The sequence below is a fragment of the Trueperaceae bacterium genome (assembly GCA_031581195.1).
Classification (GTDB): Bacteria; Deinococcota; Deinococci; order Deinococcales; family Trueperaceae; genus SLSQ01.
The window spans coordinates 1-22,539 of record JAVLCF010000011.1 but is presented as its reverse complement, the minus strand read 5'-3'; the positions used below and the strand labels follow the sequence as shown (position 1 = coordinate 22,539).

The 22,539-nt window shown below is 73.1% G+C and carries 21 protein-coding genes; all 21 read right to left on the bottom strand.

Features of this window, described 5'->3' with window-relative positions; translation table 11 throughout:
* Positions 1-945 precede the first annotated feature (945 nt).
* Positions 946-2,271, bottom strand: coding sequence for an MATE family efflux transporter (locus RI554_02050; protein ID MDR9390795.1), 1,326 nt, complete (start codon positions 2,269-2,271; stop codon positions 946-948).
* A gap of 1 nt (position 2,272) precedes the next feature.
* Positions 2,273-3,523 carry an MFS transporter gene (locus tag RI554_02045; protein ID MDR9390794.1) on the bottom strand — a complete coding sequence of 417 codons (1,251 nt, stop codon included), beginning with the start codon at positions 3,521-3,523 and terminating at the stop codon, positions 2,273-2,275.
* Positions 3,524-3,556: 33 nt separating this feature from the next.
* Positions 3,557-4,771 carry a bifunctional alpha/beta hydrolase/OsmC family protein gene (locus RI554_02040; GenBank protein ID MDR9390793.1) on the bottom strand — a complete coding sequence of 405 codons (1,215 nt, stop codon included), beginning with the start codon at positions 4,769-4,771 and terminating at the stop codon, positions 3,557-3,559.
* 29 nt (positions 4,772-4,800) lie between these two features.
* Positions 4,801-5,955 (bottom strand): pyridoxal phosphate-dependent aminotransferase, encoded by a 1,155-nt coding sequence (locus RI554_02035; protein ID MDR9390792.1) that lies wholly within the window; start codon positions 5,953-5,955, stop codon positions 4,801-4,803.
* Between the two features lie 26 nt (positions 5,956-5,981).
* Positions 5,982-6,395 (bottom strand): nucleoside-diphosphate kinase, encoded by a 414-nt coding sequence (gene ndk / locus RI554_02030; protein MDR9390791.1) that lies wholly within the window; start codon positions 6,393-6,395, stop codon positions 5,982-5,984.
* A 69-nt stretch (positions 6,396-6,464) separates the two neighbouring features.
* The gene (locus RI554_02025) at positions 6,465-6,953 is read right to left on the bottom strand and encodes a DinB family protein (protein MDR9390790.1); all 489 of its coding nucleotides are present in this window, start codon (positions 6,951-6,953) and stop codon (positions 6,465-6,467) included.
* A gap of 66 nt (positions 6,954-7,019) precedes the next feature.
* The gene (locus tag RI554_02020; GenBank protein MDR9390789.1) at positions 7,020-8,483 is read right to left on the bottom strand and encodes an NADH-quinone oxidoreductase subunit N; all 1,464 of its coding nucleotides are present in this window, start codon (positions 8,481-8,483) and stop codon (positions 7,020-7,022) included.
* Positions 8,480-9,934 (bottom strand): NADH-quinone oxidoreductase subunit M, encoded by a 1,455-nt coding sequence (locus RI554_02015; GenBank protein MDR9390788.1) that lies wholly within the window; start codon positions 9,932-9,934, stop codon positions 8,480-8,482. The genes RI554_02020 and RI554_02015 overlap by 4 nt, the downstream gene beginning before the upstream one ends.
* Complete coding sequence (nuoL, locus tag RI554_02010) at positions 9,931-11,868, bottom strand: NADH-quinone oxidoreductase subunit L (protein MDR9390787.1); 1,938 nt, start codon at positions 11,866-11,868, stop codon at positions 9,931-9,933. The genes RI554_02015 and nuoL overlap by 4 nt, the downstream gene beginning before the upstream one ends.
* Positions 11,865-12,194: an NADH-quinone oxidoreductase subunit NuoK gene (gene nuoK / locus RI554_02005; GenBank protein ID MDR9390786.1), complete on the bottom strand. Its 330-nt coding sequence runs from the start codon at positions 12,192-12,194 to the stop codon at positions 11,865-11,867. Before nuoK ends, nuoL begins: the two co-directional genes overlap by 4 nt.
* Position 12,195: 1 nt before the next feature.
* Positions 12,196-12,786, bottom strand: a complete 591-nt coding sequence (locus RI554_02000; GenBank protein ID MDR9390785.1) for an NADH-quinone oxidoreductase subunit J — start codon at positions 12,784-12,786, stop codon at positions 12,196-12,198.
* Positions 12,786-13,313: an NADH-quinone oxidoreductase subunit NuoI gene (gene nuoI, locus RI554_01995; protein ID MDR9390784.1), complete on the bottom strand. Its 528-nt coding sequence runs from the start codon at positions 13,311-13,313 to the stop codon at positions 12,786-12,788. Before nuoI ends, RI554_02000 begins: the two co-directional genes overlap by 1 nt.
* Before the next feature lie 84 nt (positions 13,314-13,397).
* Positions 13,398-14,411, bottom strand: coding sequence for a complex I subunit 1 family protein (locus tag RI554_01990; GenBank protein MDR9390783.1), 1,014 nt, complete (start codon positions 14,409-14,411; stop codon positions 13,398-13,400).
* On the bottom strand, positions 14,412-16,904 hold the full coding sequence (gene nuoG / locus RI554_01985; protein MDR9390782.1) for an NADH-quinone oxidoreductase subunit NuoG: 2,493 nt from the start codon (positions 16,902-16,904) through the stop codon (positions 14,412-14,414).
* On the bottom strand, positions 16,901-18,241 hold the full coding sequence (gene nuoF, locus RI554_01980) for an NADH-quinone oxidoreductase subunit NuoF (GenBank protein ID MDR9390781.1): 1,341 nt from the start codon (positions 18,239-18,241) through the stop codon (positions 16,901-16,903). Before nuoF ends, nuoG begins: the two co-directional genes overlap by 4 nt.
* Positions 18,238-18,891 carry an NAD(P)H-dependent oxidoreductase subunit E gene (locus RI554_01975; protein MDR9390780.1) on the bottom strand — a complete coding sequence of 218 codons (654 nt, stop codon included), beginning with the start codon at positions 18,889-18,891 and terminating at the stop codon, positions 18,238-18,240. The genes nuoF and RI554_01975 overlap by 4 nt, the downstream gene beginning before the upstream one ends.
* A 7-nt stretch (positions 18,892-18,898) precedes the next feature.
* Complete coding sequence (gene nuoD / locus RI554_01970; GenBank protein ID MDR9390779.1) at positions 18,899-20,125, bottom strand: NADH dehydrogenase (quinone) subunit D; 1,227 nt, start codon at positions 20,123-20,125, stop codon at positions 18,899-18,901.
* Positions 20,122-20,757, bottom strand: a complete 636-nt coding sequence (locus RI554_01965) for an NADH-quinone oxidoreductase subunit C (GenBank protein MDR9390778.1) — start codon at positions 20,755-20,757, stop codon at positions 20,122-20,124. Before RI554_01965 ends, nuoD begins: the two co-directional genes overlap by 4 nt.
* The gene (locus RI554_01960) at positions 20,754-21,293 is read right to left on the bottom strand and encodes an NADH-quinone oxidoreductase subunit B family protein (protein ID MDR9390777.1); all 540 of its coding nucleotides are present in this window, start codon (positions 21,291-21,293) and stop codon (positions 20,754-20,756) included. The genes RI554_01965 and RI554_01960 overlap by 4 nt, the downstream gene beginning before the upstream one ends.
* Positions 21,294-21,297: 4 nt before the next feature.
* Positions 21,298-21,648, bottom strand: coding sequence for an NADH-quinone oxidoreductase subunit A (ndhC, locus tag RI554_01955; protein ID MDR9390776.1), 351 nt, complete (start codon positions 21,646-21,648; stop codon positions 21,298-21,300).
* Between the two features lie 147 nt (positions 21,649-21,795).
* On the bottom strand, positions 21,796-22,539 hold a 744-nt coding region (locus RI554_01950; GenBank protein ID MDR9390775.1), incomplete at its 5' end, for an APC family permease.

Genomic DNA, 22,539 nt, shown 5'->3' with positions numbered 1-22,539 from the left:
GTACGTGCGCTCGAGACCGACGGCGATGCCGAGGCGGTGCGCGTCGTCCCGCGCGTAATCGAGCCGCGCCGTGACGCGCGTGTCGTCGTCGACCGGCGCGGCGAACGACGCATCGGCCCCCTACGCGTACGACGTCCGGGATCGCGTCGAAGGTGTCGCGGAGGCCGTCCCCTCGAGTCGGTCCGCCCGTCGCGCCCGAACGTCCGGCTCGACGTGAAGAAGAACGCGCCGGGTCCTCGACGGTGACGTGCCTCGGGGCGTTCTCGGTCCGCGTGCGTACGGCATCCCCCACGTTCCCCACCCGCACCTCGTACGCACCCGAAGGAAGCGTCCGCTCCCACGCCCCCACCCCGCCCTCCGACCACGATGCGCGCTCCACGGACGCCGTCGTAGGACGCCACATCCCCGCCGGCACCTCCCCACCACGTGCAACGGCACCTCCGTACGCGAGTCCACGTCCCGCGCCGACCCCTACGTGCACGTTCCTGGGTGCCCATTCGGCATCCGGCGCGCGTGGGCGAGCCCATGCTCCATGAGCCGCGCGACGCCGTAGGGCCGGCTCACGGCGAGGGCATCCTCGCCTCGACGCGCGACCGGTCCCCACGGATCTTCGCGCACCGTCGCCGCGATGCGCCGCCGCGTCGCAAACACCCTCGCTCCAGAGCCGCCAGTACCCCTTCGACCGGTCAGGGGGTAACGGGGGCATCCGGCTCCAGATCGAGGTTTCGGACGTGGATTTCCGGATCGCCGCCCGGCCCACCGACCCTGCGCTCCGCAACGGCGGCGCAGACCGCGTCCGGCACGAAGCGTTGCGGTCGTGCGGCCGATGCGAGGCCGTCGTCGAGGGACACTCCATCCATGCGGGAGCCACGTCACGTCCGATCCCTCACCGACGGGTTCGTCGCTCTCCGGGGGCCGCCCGCGCCCCCTCGAACGGTCCCGCGCTCAGGTGACGCGCTCGGCCGCCCGCCGAAACGCGCCCCCCGCCGGCCGGTAGCGCCACGCCATCGCGACGATGCGGGCCGCCATCAACGCCGTGATGCCCCACCAGACCCCCGCCAAGCCCCACCCGAACGGCCCGACGAGGGCCAACACCGCGCCCCCCGCCGCGGCGGAGAGGAGCATCGCGACGGCCAGGAACGAGAAATCCTCGATCGCCATGAAGATCCCGTCCCACACGAACACCAGCGCGTTCACCGGCTGCATCGCCGCGACGAAGGGAAGGACCGACGCGATCGCCGCGACGACGGCGGGGTCGTCGGCGAACGCCGCGGCGAGCGGCGCCCGCAGCAGCCAGAACCCGACCCCGAGCGCCACGCCGACCCCCACCCCCATCGCCAACAGGCGGTCGGAGACCGCGCGCGCGTCCGCGGGCCTCCCCTCCCCGACGTAGCGCGCCACGAGCGCCTGCGCGGCGATGGCGAGCGCGTCGACGACCAACGCCAGGAACATCCAGAGCTGCGCCGCCACCTGGTGCGCGGCGACCTCGACGACCCCGACGCGGGTCGCGACGGCGGTCGCCGCGGTGAGCGTCCCGATCAACGCCGCCGTCCGGATCGCCAGCGCCCACCCGACCCGGAGGAAGGGAACCAGCGCGCGGAGCGTCGGGAGGCCGACCGGGACGCGCCAGGCGCCGCGAAGCCGGCCGAACACCAACGCCAGGAACGCCGCGGCGCCGGCCCACTGCGCGATCACCGTCGCCCACGCCGCCCCCGCCAAGCCCCACCCGAAGGCGAAGATGAAGAGCGGATCGAGCACCAGGTTCACCGCCGCGACGCCGGTCGTCACGACGAGCGGCGTCCGGGTGTCCTGAAAGCCCCGGAAGGCGCCGTTGGCCGCCGTGATGAGCAACAACGCCGGGCCGGCCAGCACGCGGATCCGGAGGTACGTCTCCGCCGGCTCCAGCAGGGCGCCTTCGGCGCCCATGAGGCGGAGCAGGGGCACCGCGAAGAGTTGCAGGAGCGCCAGCACGACGACGCCCAGGCCCGCCGCGAGGACGAACGCGTCCGTCACGGTGCGGCCCGCCGCCGCGCGGTCGCCCCGCCCCAACGCCTTGCCGATGCGCGGGGTGGTGCCGTAGGCCAGGAAGTTGAACAGCACGAAGGCGAGGTTGAACAACGCGACGTTCACCCCGAGCGCGGCGAGGGGGAGCGCCCCGAGGCGCCCCACGAAGGCGGTGTCGATCAGGCTGACGAGGGGGTCCGCCGCGAGCGCCCCGAGCGCGGGGATGGCGAGGTGCAGGATCTCGCGGTCGTAGCGGCGGGCGCGCACGCTAGCGGATCGCCCCGTCGGGTGGGGTCGGCGGGTGGGCGCGCCGGAACGCGTACGCCGCCGCGACCCCGACCGCCGCGAGGATCGCGAACGGCGTGCGGTAGCCGCCCACCAGGTCGGCCAACGCGCCGGCGAACACCGGCCCGATCAGTTGCCCGGCGAGGAAGAGCGTCATCGACGCGCCCATGATCGACGCGAAGTGCGCCGGCCCGAAGTAGTCGGCGCGAAGCGTCGTCATGAGGGGGCCGCGCACCCCCCACGCCACCCCGTGCAGCACCGCGGCGACCGGCACGACGACCGGTCCGATCCGGACGGCGAGGAGGGCGATGGCGACGGCGTGCCCGAGCATCGCGAGGGTCGCGAGGCCGCGCTTGTCGAACCGATCCCCGAGCGGCCCCCCGAGCAGCTGCCCGACCCCGAGCGCGATCGTCACGAGCGTCACGACGGCCGCCGCTTCGGTGAGGGCGTACCCGCCGCCGGCGACGAGGTGCGGCACCAGGTGGACGTTGAGGGCGTTGACGATCAACAACGCTGCGGCGTGCCCGCCCGCCAACAGCCAGAAGGCGGGCGTGCGGACCGCTTCGGCCAGGGTGAACGAACGCGGGGCGGGCGCGGCCTCCGGATCGGCCCGGAGGCCCTGCGGGCGTTGCCCGTACGCGTCGGGCGGGCGCCGCATCGTCACGATGATCGGCCCGGCGAGGGCGACGACGGCGGCGGCGGAGAGGCGCAGCGTGACGCGCCACCCGAGCTCCTCCACCGACGTCGCGACGAGCGGGACGAGGAACCCGCCGGCGCTGAGGCCCAGCGACATCACCGCCATCGCGGTGCTGCGCCGCGTCGTGAACCACGGCACGACGGCGGCGGTGACGGGCAGGAACCCCGACATGGCGAGGCCGAGCCCGACGAGCGCCATCGCGGCGTAGAAGTGCACGAGGGTCGTGGCGACCGACAACGCCAGCAGGCCCGCGACGAGGGCGGCGAGGCCGGCCGCGACGATGCGGCGGACGCCGACCGCTTCGAGGAGGCGCCCCAGCAGCACCCCCAAGCCGCCGCTGACGACCGTCATGGCGGCGAAGCCGGCGGCGGTCGCCGTCCGCGTCCAGCCGAGGTCCGCCTCCCAGGCGACGACGTACACCCCGAAGCTGGAGAAGAACAACGACATGTGCAGCAGCTGCAACAGCGCACCCCCCGCGACGGGGTCCCACCCGAGGAAACGGCGGGACCCGAAGGGGGTGGGGGACGCGGCGGGCATTCCGGGAGGCTACCGCGCGGAGGGGGCGGCGGGTCAGACCTCGACGGTGTCGATGGTCGTGGGGCCCTCGAGCGACCGGTGGACGGGGCACCGGTCGGCGATCTCGATGGCGCGCGCCCGCTGGTCGTCGTCGAGATCCCCGACGAGGGTGATGCGGCGTTCGTAGTGGGTGTGGACCTGGCCGTCCTTGCGTTCGCTGCTGGACGTGACGTCGACCTCGATGCGGTCCAGCGGCCAGCCCTTGCGGTCGGCGTACATCCGGAGGGTGATGCTGGTGCACGCGGCGAGGGCGGTCCGGACGAGGTCGCCGGGCGTCCCTCCGGTGTCGGTCCCCCCCACCTTCTCGGGTTCGTCGACGCGGAGCGGGTGGCCGCCCGCCCACGCGTCGGTGGCGTACCCCGCGCCGGTCACCGCGCGCGAGACGCGCTCGGGCAGGCGGGGGGCGTCGGTCGCGGGGGCGGGCGCCTCGACGCGGTCGCCGGCCCGCTCGACGAGGCCGGCCGCCCACGCCCCGAGCATGCGGCCCGCGAAGCGGGCGTCCACGTCGCGGGAGAGCAGGTGGTCGGCCTGCCCGAGCGAGACGTAGGACGTGCGGGGGTCCTGCGACGCCTCGAACAACGCTTGGGCGTGGCGCACCCCGACGATCGCGTCGGTGACGGCGTGCAGGACGAGCAGGGGGACGCGCAGGTCGCGCAGGACCGCGCGCGGGTCGCGCGCGGCGAGGTCGTCGAAGAAGCGGCGCGGAAGCGTGAACGTGCGGCCGGCGAGGGTCGTCTCCGCGCGCCCGTCCGCCTCGAGGGTGGCGGGGTCGACGGCGACGAGACCGAGGACGTGCGCGGGCTCCGACGGCGCGCCGATCGTGGCGAGCGCGCGGAGGGAGGGCAGCTGGGGTGCGGCGAGGATCGCGGCGAGCCCCCCGAGCGAATGCCCGACGAGGAGGGCGGGGGCGGCGATCTCGGTCTCGAGCCAGGCGGCGGCGTCGAGCAGGTCGTCGGCGTCCCCGCCGAGCCCCGCTTCGCCGACGTCGCCTTCGCTTTCCCCGAGGCCGGTGAAGTCGACGCGGAGCACGGCGAACCCGTGGTCGCTCAGGGTGCGGCTGAGGCGCACGAGGCCCTTGAGGTCCTTGCCGCACGTGAAGCAGTGGGCGAGGAGCGCCGTGGCGTGCGGCGGTCCGGCGTCGGGCGTCTCGAGCTTCGCGGCGAGGGTTCGGCCGCGCCGGTTCGTGAGGTGGACGGGGCGGGTGGCCATGCCCCCAGGGTAGCCGACGCGCGCTCGCGTCAGGCCATCAGCCGTTCGATGCGCGCGAGCGCCTCCTCGATCTTCTCGAGGCTGGTCGCGTAACTGAAGCGCGCGAAGCCGGGCGCCGCGAAGTCGGTGCCGGGGACCACGCCGACGTGCGCCTCCTCGAGGAGGCGGAGGGCGGCGGTTCCCTCGTCCGGGTCGAGGGGCGTGAGGTCCGCCATGGCGTAGAAGGCGCCGTGCGGCATCGCCGTCGGGAGGCCCAAGCGGTTGAGGCCGTCGACGAGGACCTGGCGGCGCTCCACGTACGCCGCGCGGGTCGCGCGCAGGAACGCTTCGGTCTTCTCGACCTCGGTGAGGGCCGCGACGGTCGCGTGTTGCGCGAGCGCGTTCGCGCCGCTCGTGATCTGGCCCTGGAGGCGCGTCATGCCCTTCACGAGCGGGGTCGGGCCGACCGCCCAGCCGATCCGCCAGCCGGTGAGGGCGAACCCCTTCGACGCGCCGTGCACCGTGAGGGTGCCCTCGGGGTAGAGCGGCTGGACGGGCGTGAATTCGCCCTCGTAGATCAGGTGTTCGTACAGGTCGTCGCTGATCAACCACACGCCGTGCTCGCGGGCCACGCCCGCGATGGCCTCCACCACCGCGCGGGGGTACACCGCGCCGGTGGGGTTGCTGGGGCTGTTGAGGATCACGAGCCGGGTCTTGTCCGTGAACGCCGCGGCGACCGCGTCGGGGTCGGGCACGAAGCCGTCCTCGGCGCGGGCGTGGACGGGCACGACGACGCCTCCGGCGATCTCGACCTGCGCGGGGTACGACACCCAGTACGGCGCGATGAGGATCACTTCGTCGCCGGGATCGATCATCGCTTGGATCGCCTCGTAGAGGACCTGCTTCCCGCCGGTCCCCACGATCACCTGGCTCGGGTCGGCCTCCCAGCCGTTCTCGCGGGCGTGCTTCCGGGTGATCGCTTCGCGCAGCGCGAACGACCCCTCCGCCGGGGTGTACTTCGTGAGGCCCAGACGAATCGCGTCGCGCGCGGCGTCGAGGACGTGCGCGGGCGGTTGGGCGTCCGGCTCGCCGGCCGTCATGGCGATGACGTCCACCCCTTGGCGCTTCATCTCCCCCGCCTTCGTGTTGAACGCGACGGTGGAGGAGGCGCGAACGGCGTCGATGCGGCGGCTGGGGGACGGCATGGGGACCTCCGGAGGGGGTGTCGGCGTCAGCCGAGCTCGGGGAAGAACAGCGCGATCTCGCGCTGCGCGGTGGCGGGCGCGTCGGAGCCGTGCGCGACGTTCTCGTCGATCGTCGTCGCGAAGTCGCCGCGGATGGTGCCCGGGGCGGCGTCGGCGGGGTTCGTGGCGCCCATCATGCCGCGCCAGCCGGCGATGGCGTTCTCGCCCTCGAGGACCATGGCGACGACCGGGCCGCTGGTGATGAAGTCGACGAGTCCGGCGAAGAACGGCTTGTCGCGGTGCTCGCCGTAGTGCGTCTCCGCGGTCTCGCGCGGGATCTCCATGCGCTTGAGGGCGACGACGTCGTAGCCCTTGGCTTCGATGCGGGCGATCAGCTCGCCGACGAGGCGACGGCGGACGCCGTCGGGTTTGATCATGGCGAAGGTGCGTTCGGTGCTCATGCCGGGGAATCTACCACGGGCGCGGGCCCGCGCCGCGCGGCGCGGCCGGGCGTGCGGCGCACGCGGCCGTCAGCCGTCGAGGATCGCGCCGAGGTGCTCGAGGTGGTGCAGGTCGTGCCCCGCGACGCGGCGCACGAACGCGTCGACGGTGGTGGTCTCGTCCCCCGCGGGGGACGCGTACGCCGCCAGCCAGCCCTGCAGGTCGAGCCGCGCGAACCACGCCAGGTTCCACGCCCGCAGGCCGGAGAACGACGCGACGGCGAGGGCGGGGTCCATGCCCGGGTAGTCGACCGACCAGGCGCCCGGGTCGTAGCCGTGCGCGACGTACGGGTCCGCGTCCGCGCGGTGCGCGGCGACGGTCCGCCGGACCCGGTACGCGGTGACGATCTCCTGGTCGGCGAGGTGCGCGAGGAGCGCGCGGCCGTCCCAGCCCCCCGGCCGCCAGGGGCGCTCCAGGTCGAAGCGGGGGTCGTCGAGGATGGCCTGCAGGTGCGTCGGGGTGGCGCGCAGGACCTCGAGGGGGTCGCGGTCGCCGAGGCGTCGGACGTAGGGATGCACGCCGCGAAGGCTAGCACCCTCGGGGCGCCCCCGGACGCCCCGAGGGGTCCGGGGGCGCCCCGGGGGTCAGGGCGTCAGGGCGGCGACGACGCCGGCGCCCTCGACGAGGGCGTACCAGACGTCGGGGAACAGACCCATCGCGACGGTGCCGGCGGCGGCGAGGCCGATCGCCCAGCGCGCCGCGTCGCTCGCGGCGACCTCGCCGGCGCGGGGGGCGCGGGCGAACCACATCGCGAACACGAAGCGGGTGTAGTACACCACCGCGACGACCGCCGCGAGGAGCGCGAGGACGGCGAGGGCCGACCAGCCGGCCTCGAACGCCGCGCGGACCGCGAGGGCCTTGCCGAAGAACCCGGCGAGCGGCGGGAAGCCCGCGAGGCTGAACAGGAACAGGGTCATGGCGACCGCCAGGCCGGGCTTGCGCGCCCCGAGGCCCTGCCACGCCTCGATGCGGTCGCCCTGCGGGTCGTCGTGCATCACGAGGTGCGTGACGGCGAACGCCCCGAGGTTCATGAACGTGTAGGCCAGCAGGTACCAGACCACCGTCGTGGGCGAGGCGGCACCCTGCCCCGCGGCGAGGACGGCGAGACCCAGGTACCCGGCGTGCGCGACGGCGGAGTAGCCGAGCATCCGCTTCGCGCCGCTCTGCAGGAGCGCCCCGAGGTTCCCGACGACGAGGGTGAGGGCGACGAGGACCGCGAGCATCAGGTCGAGGCTGGGCACCGTCGCGGGCCACGCGTCGCGCGCGACGCGCAGGAGCGCCCCGAACGCGGCGACCTTGACGACGACGCTCATGAACGCCGTGACGGGGGTGGGGGCGCCCGTGTAGACGTCGGGGGCCCACTGGTGGAACGGCGCGAAGGCGACCTTGAAGCCGAGCCCGACCAGGACGAAGGCGCCGCCCAGGAGGGCGAGGGGGCCGGGGGCGCCGGCCGCGAGGGCGGCCCCGATCGCACCGAAGTCGAACGCGCCGGTCGCACCGTACGTCAGCGCGACGCCGTAGATCAGGATGGCGGAGGCGAACGCGCCCAGCAGGAAGTACTTCATGCCGGCCTCCTCGCCCTCCCGGACCCCGGTCCGCCAGGCGGACAGGGCGTACACGGAGAGGCTGAGGATCTCGAGGCCGAGGAGCAGCACGACGAAGTCGCCGGCGTGCACCATCGCGACGCCGCCCGCCGCAGCCAGCAACACCAGCGGGTAGAACTCCGGGCGGTCCCCGACCCGCGCGACCGGCGCATCCCAACTCAACAGCACCGCGAGGAACGTCCCGACCAGGATGGCGATGCTCAGGCCGGCGGAGGGGCCGTCGACGACCCACTGCACCCCGAACGTCGCGCCGTGCGCGCCGGGATCGACGAGGTTGCGGACCGCGAACACGGCGCTGGCCACCAGGCCGAGGAGCGCGACGGCGCCCCCCTGCCGCGCGTCGGCGCGGACGGTCCCGAGGATCAACGCGGTCGCGGCGGCGACCAGCAGGGCGAGGGCGGGCGCGACGCCGCCCAGGACGAGGCCGTCGGGGGGCGCGATCATCGGGCGTCCCCCTGCAGCGCGAGGGGCGTCGGGGGCGGCGCCGCGAGGGTCGTGGCGACCGCGGCGGAGGCGTCGATGCGCTCCAGCTGCGGGGCGGGCGCCAGGCCGAGCCAGAGGATGCCCGCGATCAGGGGGGCGACCACGAGGATCTCGGCGGGACCGAGGTCCGCGCGGCGTTCCCCGGGCGGGCCCTGGAAGAGGCGTTGGTAGGTGTTCACGCCGTACACGCCGGCCGCGACGACGCTCCCGAGGGCCGCGACGCCGCCCAGCCACGGCGAGGCGGCGAAGCCGCCGGCCAACGCCAGGAACTCGCCGGGGAAGTTCGACAGGCCCGGCACGCCGATCGCGGCGAACAGCGCGAACAGCGTGACGGCGGCGAGGGCGGGGGCGCTCTTGGCGAGGCCGCCGTAGTGCGCGAAGCCGTACTGGCCGGTGCGGGCGTGCAGCATCCCGGCCAGCAGGAACAGCGCGCCGGTGGACAGCATCTGCGCGGCGAGGAGGAACATCGCGCCGGTCAACCCGACCGGCGTGAGCGAGAACACGCCGAGCGCGACGACGCCCATGTGCGACAGCGACATGTACGCCAGCATGGACTTGAGGTCCTCCTGCCGGGTGGCGGCGAGGCCGCCCCACAGGGCGGTCGCGGCGGCGAGCGCGAGGAGAAACGGTTGGAACGCCGCCGCGCCGTCGGGCAACAGCGGGATCGCCCACGCGAAGAACCCGAAGCCGCCGACCTTGTACAGGGTGCCGGCGACGTCCGCGACGCCGGACGGGGGGTTCTGCCGGTGGAAGTCGATCAGCCAGGCGTGCAGCGGGAACAGCGGCAGCTTCACCGCGAACGCCGCGGCGAACCCGGCGAACAACCAGGTCTGCACGACCGGGTCGAGGGCGCGGGCGGCGGGCAACAGGTCGGCAAAGGCGTAGCTGGCCGCACCGGAGGCGGGCACGAGGGCGAGGATCGAGGCGAGCATCAGGAACGACCCGGTGATCGCGTACACCAGGTACTTCGTCACCGCGCCGCGGCGCCCCGGACCCCCGAACGTCCCGAGCAGGAACAGGCTGGGGAGCAACGTCGCCTCCCAGAAGACGTACATCAGCACGAGGTCGGTGGCGAGGAACACCCCGTTGAGGGTCGCGTGCATCAGCAGCAACGCCGTGAGGTAGGTGCGGCGCTGCGCCGGCGCCTGCCGGCCGGCGGTGAGGACGACGGGGATCATCGTGAGGGCCGCCGTCGTCGCCAGCACGCCGCGCACCCCGAACGGATCGAGGGTGACGTCGATGCCGAGGGCGGGCAGCCAGGCGACGCTCACGGCGCCGGCCCCGCTCAGGAACGCCGCGACGCCGAACGTCGCGAGGGCGGAGGCGAGGGCGCCGGCGACCGCGAGGCGGCCGGGGGCGAAGGCGGCGGCGGCCGCCCCGAGGAGCGGGAGGACCAGCATGGCGAGCGTCATCCGCGCACCCCCGTCCAGGCCAGCACGAGGGCGAGGACCACCGCCCCGGCGAACATCGCGAAGGCGTACGTGCGCACGAAGCCGGTCTGCAGGCCGGCCGCGAGGCGCCCGAACGCGGTCAGGGCGCTGCCGAGGCCGAGGAGGCCGCGGTCGACGACGTCGCGATCGAGGGTCGCGACGCCGTCCGCGGTGCCCTCCGAGGCGCCGACGACGACCGCGCCGTAGGCGCCGTCGACGCCCATCCCGCTCCGCGCGAAGGGGGCGAGGGGGCCCTCCGCGAGGCGGCGCACGGGCGCACCGCCGCGGCGGGCGTAGGTCCACCACCCGAACGCCAGGCCGCCGAGGGCGGCGGCGACGGAGATGCCGATCCACGCCCACTCGACCGCCGCGGAGGGATGCGCGAAGGGCACCTCGACGAGGCCGCGGAGGGTGGCGTCCTGCAGCCAGCCCTTGACGAGGTTCGGGAAGGCGAACGCCGGGAGGCCGACGAAGCCGGCGACGGCCGAGAAGCCGGCCAACAGCGTCAGGGGGACCGTCATGACGGCGGGGGATTCGTGCACGCCGGCCTCGACCTTGGCGTCCATGCGCGACGCGCCGCCGAAGATCCCGTGGTACCAGCGGAACATGTAGAAGGCGGTCAGGACCGCCGTGAGGAGCAGCACGCCGTACAGCGCCCCGGTGCCGTACCCGGCGAGGTGTTCGCTGGTGAGGGTGTAGACGAGGATGGCGTCCTTGCTGAAGAACCCGGCGAGCGGGGGGACGCCGGCGATCGCCAGCATCGCGACGAGGCTGGTGGCGTGCGTCACCGGCAGGAGGCGGCGGAGGCCGCCCATCTTGCGGAGGTCCTGTTCCCCGTGCAGGGCGTGGATGACCGATCCCGCGCCGAGGAACAACAGGGCCTTGAAGAAGGCGTGCGTGACGACGTGGAAGATGCCGACCCAGTAGGCGCCCGCGCCGACGGCGACGAACATGTAGCCGAGCTGGCTGATGGTGGACCAGGCGAGGATCTTCTTGACGTCGGTCTGCGCGAGGGCGACGAGGGCGGCGAGGAGGGCGGTGGCGGCCCCGACCCAGGCGACGACGGCGGACGCGAACGGCGTCATCGCGAACAGCGGCGCGCTGCGCGCGACGAGGTAGACGCCGGCGGTGACCATCGTCGCGGCGTGGATGAGGGCCGAGACCGGCGTCGGGCCGGCCATCGCGTCGGGCAGCCACACGTGCAGGGGGAGCTGCGCCGACTTCCCCGCCGCGCCGACCAACAGCAGGATCCCGATCAGGCCCAGCAGCTCGGAGCCGAACGCCCGCTCGACGGCGGCGGCGTTGACCTCCTGGATGGTGAGGGTGCCGAACGCGCCGATCATCAGGAACATCGCGAGCAGCAGCCCGACGTCGCCGACGCGGTTGACGATGAACGCCTTGCGGCCGGCGTCGGCGTTGGCGGTCGTGCCGTACCAGAAGCCGATCAGCAGGAACGAGGCGACGCCGACCCCCTCCCACCCGACGAACATCAGGGCGTACGAGTCGGCCAGCACCAACACCGACATGGCGGCGAGGAACAGGTTCAACAGCGCGAAGTAGCGGCTTTGGCCGGGGTCGCCGTGCACGTACCCGAGGCTGTAGACGTGAATGAGGCTCCCGACGCCGGTGATGATCAGCATCATCGTGGCGGACAACGGGTCGATCATCGCGCCGAGCGGGACGCTCAGCTCGCCGGCGCGGAGGTAGTCGCCGAGCGGCACCGCGACGCTGCGGACCTCGCGGCCGAGGAGCGCGGTGAACGCGATCAGCGACAGCGCGAACGCCCCCAGCGCGACGGCGCTGGCGAGGAGGCCGTGCAGGGGCGGACGGAGGTAGCGCCCGAACACGCCGTTGATCACGGCGCCGACCAACGCCAGGGCGGGCGCGAAGACGAGCCAGGTGGCGGGGTCGCTCACGCGCGCACCTCCGAAAGGACGTCGACGTCGGTGCTGGCGCGGTCGCGGAAGATCGCGACGAGGATGCCGAGGCCGACCGCGACCTCGGCGGCGGCGATGGCGAGGACGACGAACACGACCGTTTGGCCGGACATCGCGACGGCGGCGCCGGCGTCGGCCCACTGGTTGGCGAACGCGACGAGCGAGAGGTTGGCGGCGTTCAGCATCAACTCGACGCTGAGGAACACCAGGATGGCGCTGCGGCGGGTGAGGACCCCGACGGCGCCGGCGGCGAACAGCAGCGCGGACAGCGCGACCCAGTAGCTGGGGGGGACGGGCTCGAACACGTTACGCCTCCACCGGTTCGCGGCCCGGGAGGGGCGGCGCGTCGGGCGGGACGGCGCCGGCCTGCCCCGCGCGGGCGCGGGCTTCGGCGGCCTGCCCGGCCTTGCGCTGCACGAGCCCGACGGCGGCGACGACGCCGGTCAACAGGAGCACGCCGACGAGGTGGAACGACAGCACGAACCGCCCGAAGAGTTGGTCGGCGACGCCCCCCACGCCGCTTCCGGCGAACACCTCGGCGATGGCGGCGGGGGCGGCGGGCCCGAGCGGGTCGCGGAGCAGCACCGCGAGGAGGGCGACGACCGCGAGGCCGCCGGCACCCCACGCGGCGGGCCGCAACCAGGCGAGGTTCGCGGGGGGCGCGTCGCCGTCGAGGGCGAGGAGCATGATGACGAAGAGGAACAGCACCATGATCGCGCCGGCGTACACGATGACCTGGATGGCGGCGAGGAAGCCGGCGTTCAGTTGCACGTACGCGACGGCGAGCGCGAGGAGGGTACCGACGAGCGACAGCGCGGCGTGCACCGGCTGGCGCAACGTCACGACGCCGATCGCCCCGACGAGCATGACGGTGGCGAGCGCGGCGAAGGCGAGCATCAGTAGTCCACGCCCTCGAGCTCGGGACGGCTCGTGGGGGCGAGCCCCAGCTCGACGTCGCGGCCCTCGCGCTCCGCTTCGCGGCGTTGCCACTTCGAGCCCTTGACGCCGACCAGCATGTCGTCCTTGCCGTAGACGAAGTTCTCGTAGCGGAAGTCGGCGAGTTCGAACTCGTGCCCCAGCACGATCGCGCCGGTCGGGCAGGCCTCCTCGCAGAAGCCGCAGAAGATGCAGCGCAGCATGTTGATCTCGTAGATCGAGGCGTAGCGCTCCCCGGCGCTGGTGGGGTCATGGGGGTCGTTCTCCGCCGCCTCGACGTAGATCGCGTAGGCGGGGCAGGCGGCGGCGCAGAGGCTGCAGCCGATGCACTTCTCGAGGCCCGTGTCGGGGTGGCGAAGCAGGTGGTGGCGGCCCCGGAAGCGGGCCTGGACGTCGACCTTCTCCTCCGGGTACTGCACCGTGACGGGCTTCTTGAACAGGTGGGACAGGGTGACGCCCATCCCTTTGGCGATGCCGAGTACGCTCATGCGTCCCCCCTCGTGCGCGCCGTGGGGCGCGCGGTCGTGGTCGTACGTCGCTGCGTGATTCCGCGTCGCTGCGTGGTGGTGGCGTCAGAGAACAAAGGCGATCACCGCTCCCGTCACGAGGGCCGCCCCGAGCGCGATCTCGAACAGCCACACCCACCCGAAGCGCATGAGTTGGTCGTAGCGAAAGCGCATCAGGGACGCCTGCAGCCAAATGAAGATCGTGAGCAGCACGAAGATCTTGGCGAACAGCCAGACGAACGGCCACTCGCTCATGCCGGGGATGAGGGCGTCGACGAAGCCGGGGCCCTTCCACCCGCCGAGGAACAGGGTGCTGATGAACGCCGACGCGGTGATCATGCCGACGTACTCCGCCATGAAGAACAGCGCGAACTTGAGGCTGGAGTACTCGGTGATGTAGCCCGCGACGAGCTCCTGCTCCGCTTCGGGCAGGTCGAAGGGGACGTTGGAGACCTCGGCGGTGGCGCTGATCCAGAAGGCGAACAACGCCACGATCAACCCCGGCCAGAGCAGGGGACTGACCGACCAGACGTTGATCTCGACGATCTCGCGGAGGTTGAGGGTGCCGGCGATCATGATGACGCTGAGCACCGACAGGCCGAGCCCCAACTCGTAGCTGATGATCTGCGCGGAGCTGCGCAGGGAGCCGAGAAGGGAGTACTTGCTGTTCGCGGCCCACCCGCCGAGGAAGATGCCGTAGACGCCGATCGAGGTGGTCGCGAGGACGTACAGCAGGCCGATGTCGAGGTCGACGATCCAGGGGTCGAGCCCGAACAGCGAGTTGGCGGGGCCGGCGGGGATCGCGCCGAAGGCGACGAGGGCGAACACGACGCTGATGCCGGGCGCGAGGATGAAGACGACCTTGTCGGCGTGCGTGGGGGTGACGTCCTGCTTGAAGATCATCTTGATCGCGTCGGCGATCGGTTGTAGGAGGCCCTCCCACCCGGTGCGGTTGGGCCCGATGCGGTGCTGGAAGCGCGCCAGGAGGCGGCGTTGCAGCCACGTCAGGTAGGCGAACCCGCCGAGCAGCAGGACGCTCATGACGAGCGCCTTGCCGAAGATCACCCCCAGGGGATCCACCTAGGCCACCTCCGCCGTTTCGCCCCGCTCGCGCTGCAGCGCCCCCAGGTCGAGGGCGTGCAGGCCGACCGGCTGGTCGGGCAGCGTCGGCACCAGCCAGGTGCCCTCCGGCACGCCGTCGTCGGGGGCGACGACGAGGCGGCGGGGGATCCCGCCGACGGGGACGGTGACGACCTCGCCGCGGGTGAGGCCGTGCGCGTGCGCGTCGGCGGGGTGCAGGCGGAGCGCCGGACCGCCGTGCTCGCGCAGCAGGGTCGGGTTGCGCTCGAGGTGCTCGATGCGCACCAGGCTGGGTACGACCAGCGCCGACCCGGACGCCTCCGGCGTGCGGACGAGCGGACGGGCGCGGCGGGTCGGGGCCGGGGCGCCCGGCAGGAGCCGACCGCTGGAGGGCAGGTCGGCGAGGTCGACGTCCAGCCGTTTCTCGAGGACGCGGCGGGCGCTGCGGACGCTGCGTCCCTCGAGCCGCACGCCGACCGCTTCGCCGTACGCCTTGACGACGCCGGTGAGGTCGGTCGCGGCGCCCGCCTCGACCGGGGCGGCGCGGACCGGTAGGAGGCGCCCCTCGGCGTTGAGGGTGGTGCCCTCCTTCTCGTAGCCGGTGACGGCGGGCAGCACCACGTCGGCGAGCGCCGTCGTGGCGTTCGGGAACGACGCGTGCACGATCAACGCGTCGAGCTCCGCGAAGCGGTTCGCGACGGCGGGGTCGAGGGCGGGATCGAGCTCGCTGAGGATCCAGGCGCGCACGTCGGGGGAGGCGGGCGCGTAGGCGTAGCGGTCGTGGCTGGGTCCGACGCCGATCCGCTCGAGGCCGGCGGCGTTCGCCATCGGGCCGAGGATCAGGGTCTTCGCGCCGACCGCCTGGGCGAGGGCGCGGGCGGCGGCGTCGGCGGCGGGGTCGGCGCTCACGAAGCCGCCCCAGATCAGGACGGGGGCGTCGGCGGCGGCGAGCGCGTCGAGGAGGGCGGCGGCGTCCGCGGCGCTCATGCCGACCGCGTCGTCCCACGCGTCGGCGGCGGCGTCCGCGGCTTTGCCGGCGTCGCCGGCGGTCCGCGCTTCGGCGCGGGCGTGCGCCAGCGCGGTGAGGGCGTCCAGCCACGCCGCTTCGCCGCCTGCGGGGATCGTGACGGCGCGGCCGGCGTGCTTCATGAGGTCGGTGCGGTAGGGCGCGACGACGGTGAGGATCTCCGTCCTGCGCGGCATGCGTTCGGTGAGGCGCAGGTCGGCGATGGGGACGCCGTGCGGGAGCAGGTCGGCGGGGGGCACGCCCTTGAGGGCGTCCTTGATGCGCAGGTCGACGATCGCCGCTTCGTGCGTCGGGTCGCCGAGCACCAGCAGGCCGTCGGAGGTCGCGACGTCGCGCAGCGTGGCGGGGGCGCCGCCGGGCAGGACCGAGGCGGCGGGGCGGGGGGCGTGATCGAGGCGGCCGGTGCCGAGGTGCTCCGCCAGCGCCTGGGCGGCGACGCCCTCCTCGAGGGTGGCGTCGGCGCGGAGGGCGACGCCGATCGCCTTGGGGTCGACGCCGGCGAGTTTCTCCTGCATCACGCGCATCGCTTCGCTCCAGCCGACCGGTTCGAGGCGCCCGTCGCGCCGCACCATCGGGAGGGTGATGCGGTCGGGGTGGTCGGCGTACTCGTGCCCGAAGCGGGTGCCGTCGTCGATCCAGGTCTTGTTGACGTCGTCGTTCAGGCCGGCCTTGATGCGTTCGATGCGGCCGGTGCGCGCGTCGATGCGGAGCGCCGCGCCGGACGGATCGTCGAGGCTGGTGGTGTCGGTGTGGTGGTACTCCCAGTTGCGCCCCCGGAAGCGGCTGGTGGCGTCGAGCAGCGCCCCGACGGGGCAGATGTCGGTGATGTTGCCGGAGAAGGGGCTGGGGAGGCCGTCCTCGAGCGTCCCGATGTAGGTGTGCCCGCCGCGCTCGATGAAGTCGAGGACCTCGTCGCCGGGGACCTCCTCGAAGTACCGCACGCAGCGTTTGCAGTGGATGCAGCGTTCGCGGTCGAGGGTGATCGCTTCGCTGAGCGCGTGGTGCTTCTCCTGGTGGCGCTTGTCGAACACGAAGCGGCTCTCGCCGGTCCCGTACTCGTAGGCGCGGTCCTGCAGTTCGCAGGCGCCGCCCTTGTCGCACGTCGGGCAGTCGAGCGGGTGGTTGACGAGGGTGAACTCGACCATCCCGTTCTGCGCGCGCTTGACCTCCTTCGAGAGGGTGTCGACGACCATGCCCTCCATCACCTGCGTGGTGCAGGTCGCCATGGGGTTCGGGAACCAGAAGACCTTCGCTTCGCCGGTCGCTTCGTCGAGGATCCATTCGCCGGTCGCGCGGTCCTTGCGGGGCGCGCCGACCTGCGCGAGGCACATGCGGCAGGCGCCGATGGGCGACATGTACTCCTGGCTGCAGAAGTAGGGGACGTCGTACCCGGCGGCGAACACCGCGTCGATGACGCTGGTGCCGGGCGCGACGTCGAGTTCGACGTCGTTGACGTGGATCTTCACGCCGACCACCGGTCCTTCTTCGGGTACAGCGGGGTGCCGTGGTGCGCGAGGTGTTCGTACTCCTCGCGGAACAGCTCGAGGCTCTTCTGCACCGGCCAGGCCGCGGCGTCGGCGAGGGGGCAGAAGGCGGTCCCGCGCAGGTTCTTCACCATGTCCTCGATGAGGTCGACGTCCTCGGGCGTGCCGAGCCCCGCGAGGAGCTTCTGGTACATCTTCGGCAGCCACGTCGCGACGCCCTCGCGGCAGGGGGTGCACTTGCCGCACGACTCGTGCGCGTAGAAGCGGACGACGTTGTACATCGCGTCGACGATGCACTGGTCCTGGGGGATGACGATGACGCCGCCGGTCCCCATCATCGTGCCGGCGTCCGCCATCGCGGCGTACTCCATGGGGAGGTCGAGGTGGGCGTCGTCGAACGGCAGCAGCGGACAGCTGGTGCCGCCGGGGATGAACGCCTTCGCCGGCCCGACCGGCCCGCCGGCGAGGTCGTGGATGATCTCGCGGTAGGTGATGCCGAGCGGCACCTCGAACACGCCGGGGCGCGCCACGGCGCCGGACACCTGGGCGTGGTGGATGCCCTTGGAGTCGTCGGTGCCCATGGAGGCGAACCAGTCGGCGCCCTTGGCGACGACGTGCACGACGCTGGCGAGGGTGGTGACGTTGTTGATGGTGGTGGGGCGACCGTAGACGCCGGCCTGCGCCGGGAACGGCGGCTTGAGGCGGGGGTTGGCGCGAAGCCCCTCGAAGGAGTTCATGAGCGCCGTCTCCTCGCCGCAGATGTAGGCGCCGGCGCCGCGGTGGAGGATCAGGTCGAAATCGAAGTCGGTGCCCAGCACCCCCCGCCCGAGGATCCCGCGCTCGCGGGCCTCCTCCATCGCGCCGCGGAGGCGTTCGTAGGCGTGGTGGTACTCCCCGCGAACGTAGATCACGCCGGTGGAGGCCTGGATGGCCCACCCGGCGATCATCATCCCCTCGATGAGCTGGTGCGGGTCGTCCTCCATGAGGTAGCGGTCCTTGCAGGAGCCCGGTTCGGACTCGTCGGCGTTGCAGACGACGTAGCGGTCGCGCCCGTCGGGGGGCGGCATGAACGACCACTTGACGCCGGCGGGGAAGCCCGCCCCGCCGCGCCCGCGGAGGCCGGAGGCCTTGACGCGGTCGACGACCTCGCCGGGCTCCATCGCCAGCGCGGTGCGGGCGGCGTCGTAGCCGCCGCGCTCGAGGTAGGCGTCGAGCGCGTGGGCGCCCTCCACCCCGACGTAGGCGTAGAGCGTCACCTCGAACCGCGGGTCGCGGCGGCTGGTGACGCGGTCCTGGGTGGGCGTGACGGAGCCGCTCATGCGTCCTCCTCCCCCGCGTCGGCGGGGCGGGTGGGGTCGGTGGGGCCGGTGGGGTCGGTGGGGGCGGTCGGGCCGGTGGGGGCGGCGGGCGGACCGCCGGCGCCGTACCCCTCGTTGTCGCCCGCGCGGACCCGCGCGGGCTCGGGGAGCGCGTCATGCTTCATCGCGTTGATCAGCGCGTCGACGTCGGCGCGGCCGACCCGCTCGTAGTACGCGTCGTTGATCTGCAGGACCGGCGCGGTGGTGCAGGAGCCGAGGCACTCGACCTTCTGCAGGCTGAAGCGCCCTTCCGCGTCGGTCTCGCCCGGCACCAGCCCGAGGGTGTCCTCGAGGTGGTCGGCCAGTTCGTCGGCGCCGGCGAGCTTGCACGACAGCGTCGCGCACACCTGCAGGTGGTACCGGCCGACCGGGTCCCCGTGGTAGGTGCTGTAGAAGCTCATGACGCCGCGCACCTCGGTCGCGGTGAGGTCGAGGATGTCGGCGATCTCCGCGATGCGCGCTTCGCTGACGTAGCGTTCCGCGCGCTGCACCTCCCACAACAGCGGCATGAGGGCGCTGCGGCGGCCGTAGTCGGGGTAGCGCCCGAGGATCTCCTGAAGGACGTCGGGTTTGTCCTCGAAGAACGGGCGGACGGTCGAGAGTTCGATCATGCGGGCCTCACTTGTCCACGTCCCCCATCACCGGGTCCATCGTGGCGATGTTGACGACCATGTCGGCGAACGTCCCGCCGATCGAGGCGGGCTCGATCGCTTGGATGTTCGGGAGGCTGGGGGTGCGGACCTTCACGCGGTACGGCATGCTGCCGCCGTCGCTGACGAGGTAGTACCCCAGCTCGCCGCGCGCCGATTCGGTCCCGACGTACACCTCGCCCATGGGCGGGTGGAACCCCTCGGTCACGAGCTTGAAGTGGAAGATGACCGCCTCCATGCTCGTCTCGAGTTCGTGGCGTTCGGGCAGGCTGATGCGTCGGTCGGGATCGCGGATCGGGCCGGGCTCGAGCCGCGTGAGCGCCTGCTGGACGATGCGCAGGCTCTGCTGCATCTCCTCGCCGCGGACGACGAAGCGCTGGTAGGCGTCCCCCTCCTCCGCGACGGGGACCTCGAAGGCGTAGTCCTCGTAGCCGGAGTACGGCGCGTCGCGGCGCAGGTCGACGTCGAGGCCCGACGCCCGCGCCGACGGCCCGGTGAGGCCGACCTCGAGGGCGGTTTCGCGGGAGACGACGCCGACCCCGCGCGTGCGGTTGAGCCAAATCTCGTTCTCGAGGAACATCGCGAAGTACTGCTCGAGCGCGGCGGGGAAGTCGTCGATGAACGCCTGCACCTTCGCTTCGAAGCCGTCGGGCAGGTCGCGCGACAGCCCCCCGACGCGGAAGTAGCCGTAGTTCATGCGTACGCCGCTGACCATCTCGAGCAGGTCGAGGATGCGTTCGCGTTCGCGCATCGTGTAGAAGAACGGCGTGAGCGCCCCCATGTCGAGCAGGCCGGTCCCGAGCCCCAGCAGGTGGCTGGCGATGCGGTTGAGTTCCGTGAGCAGCACGCGGATGCGTTGCGCGCGTTCGGGGACGCGGGCGTCCAGGAGCTTCTCCGCGGCGAGGACGTAGGCGAGGTCGTGCCCGAGGGCGTGGGCGTAATCCATGCGGTTCGTGTAGGTCACGACCTGCTGCCAGGTACGGTGCTCCATCGTCTTCTCGAAGCCGGTGTGGAGGTACCCGATGCGCGGGGTCGCCCCCATGACGGTCTCGCCGTCGAGGTCGACGACGAGGCGCAGCACGCCGTGCGTGGCGGGGTGGACCGGCCCGACGTTGATGCGCATGAGCTTCGTGTCGAAGTCGCCGTGCCGCTCCTCGCGCAGCACCTCGGCGCGGGTGGGGGCCTGCGGACTCATGGCGTCCCCCCGTCGGCGTCGGTCGGGGCGTCGGCGGGGGCGGCGTCGCGCCCCCGTTCGCTGACGACGCCCTTGCGGGCCCCACCGACCCAGCCGGTTCGGCCGGCGTCGCGGCCGAGCATCCCGGCGCGGAAGCTGGCGGGGTCGAGGTAGCGCCCGTCGTTGAACAACGTCGGGCTTTCGCCCAGGTCGAAGTCCTTGCGCAGCGGGTGGCCGTCGAGGTCCTCGGGCGTCACCAGCTTGCGGAGGTCGGGATGGCCGTCGAAGGGGATGCCGAACAGGTCGTACACCTCGCGCTCGAAGACGTCCGCGCCGCGCCACTGCGGGGTGATGCTGGGGACCGCCTCGCCGTCCTCCACCGCGACGCGCAGGAACAGCCGCTCGATCGTCGTCGGGGCGAACAGGTGGTAGATCACCGTGAAGCGCGGGCCGGCGTGCCGGGGGTACTCCGACCAGTCGACCGCGAGCACGTCGGACAGCTGTTCGAACCCGCCGGCCCGGGCCCGCCGGACCGCTTCGCGGATCCGTTCGGCGGGGAGCGCGACGTGCACGTCGCCGCCGCGGTCGGCGCGCTCGCCGCCCAGCTCGCCGAGGCGGAGGACGACGTCGTCGAGGATCGAGGCGCGGCTCACGAGCGGGTCCACCCTTCCACCATCGGGAGTTCCACGCCGTCCTCGTCGAACGTCTCGCCGCGCACCTTCTTCTGCAGCTGCAGCACGGCGTACACGAGCGCTTCGGGGCGCGGCGGGCAGCCGGGCACGAACACGTCGACGGGCACGACGGAATCGACGTTCTGGACGATGGCGTAGTTGTTGAACATGCCGCCCGAACTGGCGCACGCACCCATGCTGATCACCCACTTGGGTTCGGGCATCTGTTCGTAGACGCGGCGCATCACCGGCGCCATCTTCTTCGACAGGCGCCCCGCGACGATCATCACGTCCGCCTGGCGCGGGCTGGCGCGGAACACCTCGCTGCCCATGCGCGCCATGTCGTTGCGGGCGTTCGTCGACTGCATCATCTCGAGCGCGCAGCAGGCCAGGCCGAACGTGACGGGGTAGATGCTGTTGCTGCGGCCCCAAGCGACGAGTTTACCGAGGGTCGAGAACAGGATGCCGTCGCGCTCGAGCTCGGTGAAGTCCTTCTCGAAGAGGTCGCTCACCGCCACCGCGTCACCGCCAATCCAGCACGCCGCGGCGCAGGACGTAGACGTACCCCACGCCGAGGATCGCGACGAAGACGAGGGCGTTCCAGAACAGGTACTGCGGCGCCTCCTGGAAGCGGACCGCGAGGGGGTAGAAGAACGCCGTTTCGAGGTCGAAGATGATGAACAGCATCGCGACCAGGTAGAAGTGGATCGGGAAGCGCTCCCGCGCGTCGCCGGCGGCGGGGATGCCCGCCTCGTACGCCTCGAGCGTCGCGGTCTGCGGCGTCTTCTTGGGGCCGGTGACGAACGTGATCGCCAGCGCCGCGACGCCGATGAACCCGGCGGCCAGGAACAGCATGAACAGGGCGGTGTACAAACCGGTACCTCTCGTTTCCGCACGCGGGACCGTCCCCGGGACGGGCCCTCACGACGCGCCACGCCGCGCGAACCGCTCGTGCGGCGTTTCACGTGGTCGTGGGGGCCATGCTACCAACCTCGTCGGCGGGGTCACAAGGCGGACGCCTCAACGCCGGGCGGCCGCCCGCACCCCGAGCGCCACCGCCGCGACGACGCCCGCCACCGCCCACGCCGCCGGCGCGACGAACGCCGCCAACGCCAGACACCCGACCAGGCCGGCCCACGACACCGCGCGCGGCACGAACCGCCCCTCGCGCACCCGCAACGCCGCCAGGTTCGTCACCGCGTAGTACAGCAACACCGTCACCGCGGAGAACGTCCAGGTGACCCGCACGTCGCCGGTCGCCACCCCCAGCGCCACGCCCCCCGCGACCACCAGCACCGCCGCGGTCGGCGTCCGCCCCGACGGATCCAGGCGCGCCAGCACGGCGGGCGCCTCGCCGTCGCGCGCCATCGCGAAGGCGACCCGCGACAGCCCCAGGATCAGGTTCAGCGTCACGCCCGCCATCGCCGTGACCGCCCCGACCGCCAGGAGCCCCGGCAGGCCCCCCGGCGCGGCGCCCGCCGCCGCCCACGCGCGCGCGACCGCCACCAGCGGCGCGGAGGCCCCCGCCGCCGTCGCGGCGAAGGCGTCCGCCCCGACGGTCGCGACCGCCACCCCGGCCACCCCGAGGTACAGCGCGGCGGACGCCGCCAAGGTCGCGACCACCGCCCGCGGGATGGTGCGCCGCGGATCGGTGACCTCCTCCCCCAGCGTCGCGACGCGGCCGTACCCGGTGAAGGCGACGAACGCGAGCGCGGCGGCCGCCCCCACCCCCGCGAGGTCGAGCGAGGGGCCTCCGTCCCCGGC

Excerpts from the sequence above, each read along its gene's own strand:
- RI554_02045 (MDR9390794.1), bottom strand. The coding sequence starts at position 3,523 with ATGCCCGCCGCGTCCCCCACCCCCTTCGGGTCCCGCCGTTTCCTCGGG.
- RI554_02020 (MDR9390789.1), bottom strand. The coding sequence starts at position 8,483 with ATGATCGCGCCCCCCGACGGCCTCGTCCTGGGCGGCGTCGCGCCCGCC.
- nuoF (MDR9390781.1), bottom strand. The coding sequence starts at position 18,241 with ATGAGCGGCTCCGTCACGCCCACCCAGGACCGCGTCACCAGCCGCCGC.
- RI554_02040 (MDR9390793.1), bottom strand. The coding sequence starts at position 4,771 with ATGGCCACCCGCCCCGTCCACCTCACGAACCGGCGCGGCCGAACCCTC.
- RI554_01975 (MDR9390780.1), bottom strand. The coding sequence starts at position 18,891 with ATGATCGAACTCTCGACCGTCCGCCCGTTCTTCGAGGACAAACCCGAC.
- RI554_02015 (MDR9390788.1), bottom strand. The coding sequence starts at position 9,934 with ATGACGCTCGCCATGCTGGTCCTCCCGCTCCTCGGGGCGGCCGCCGCC.
- RI554_02035 (MDR9390792.1), bottom strand. The coding sequence starts at position 5,955 with ATGCCGTCCCCCAGCCGCCGCATCGACGCCGTTCGCGCCTCCTCCACC.
- nuoI (MDR9390784.1), bottom strand. The coding sequence starts at position 13,313 with ATGAGCGTACTCGGCATCGCCAAAGGGATGGGCGTCACCCTGTCCCAC.
- nuoD (MDR9390779.1), bottom strand. The coding sequence starts at position 20,125 with ATGAGTCCGCAGGCCCCCACCCGCGCCGAGGTGCTGCGCGAGGAGCGG.
- RI554_02000 (MDR9390785.1), bottom strand. The coding sequence starts at position 12,786 with ATGCTCGCCTTCGCCGCGCTCGCCACCGTCATGCTCGTCGGGGCGATC.
- ndk (MDR9390791.1), bottom strand. The coding sequence starts at position 6,395 with ATGAGCACCGAACGCACCTTCGCCATGATCAAACCCGACGGCGTCCGC.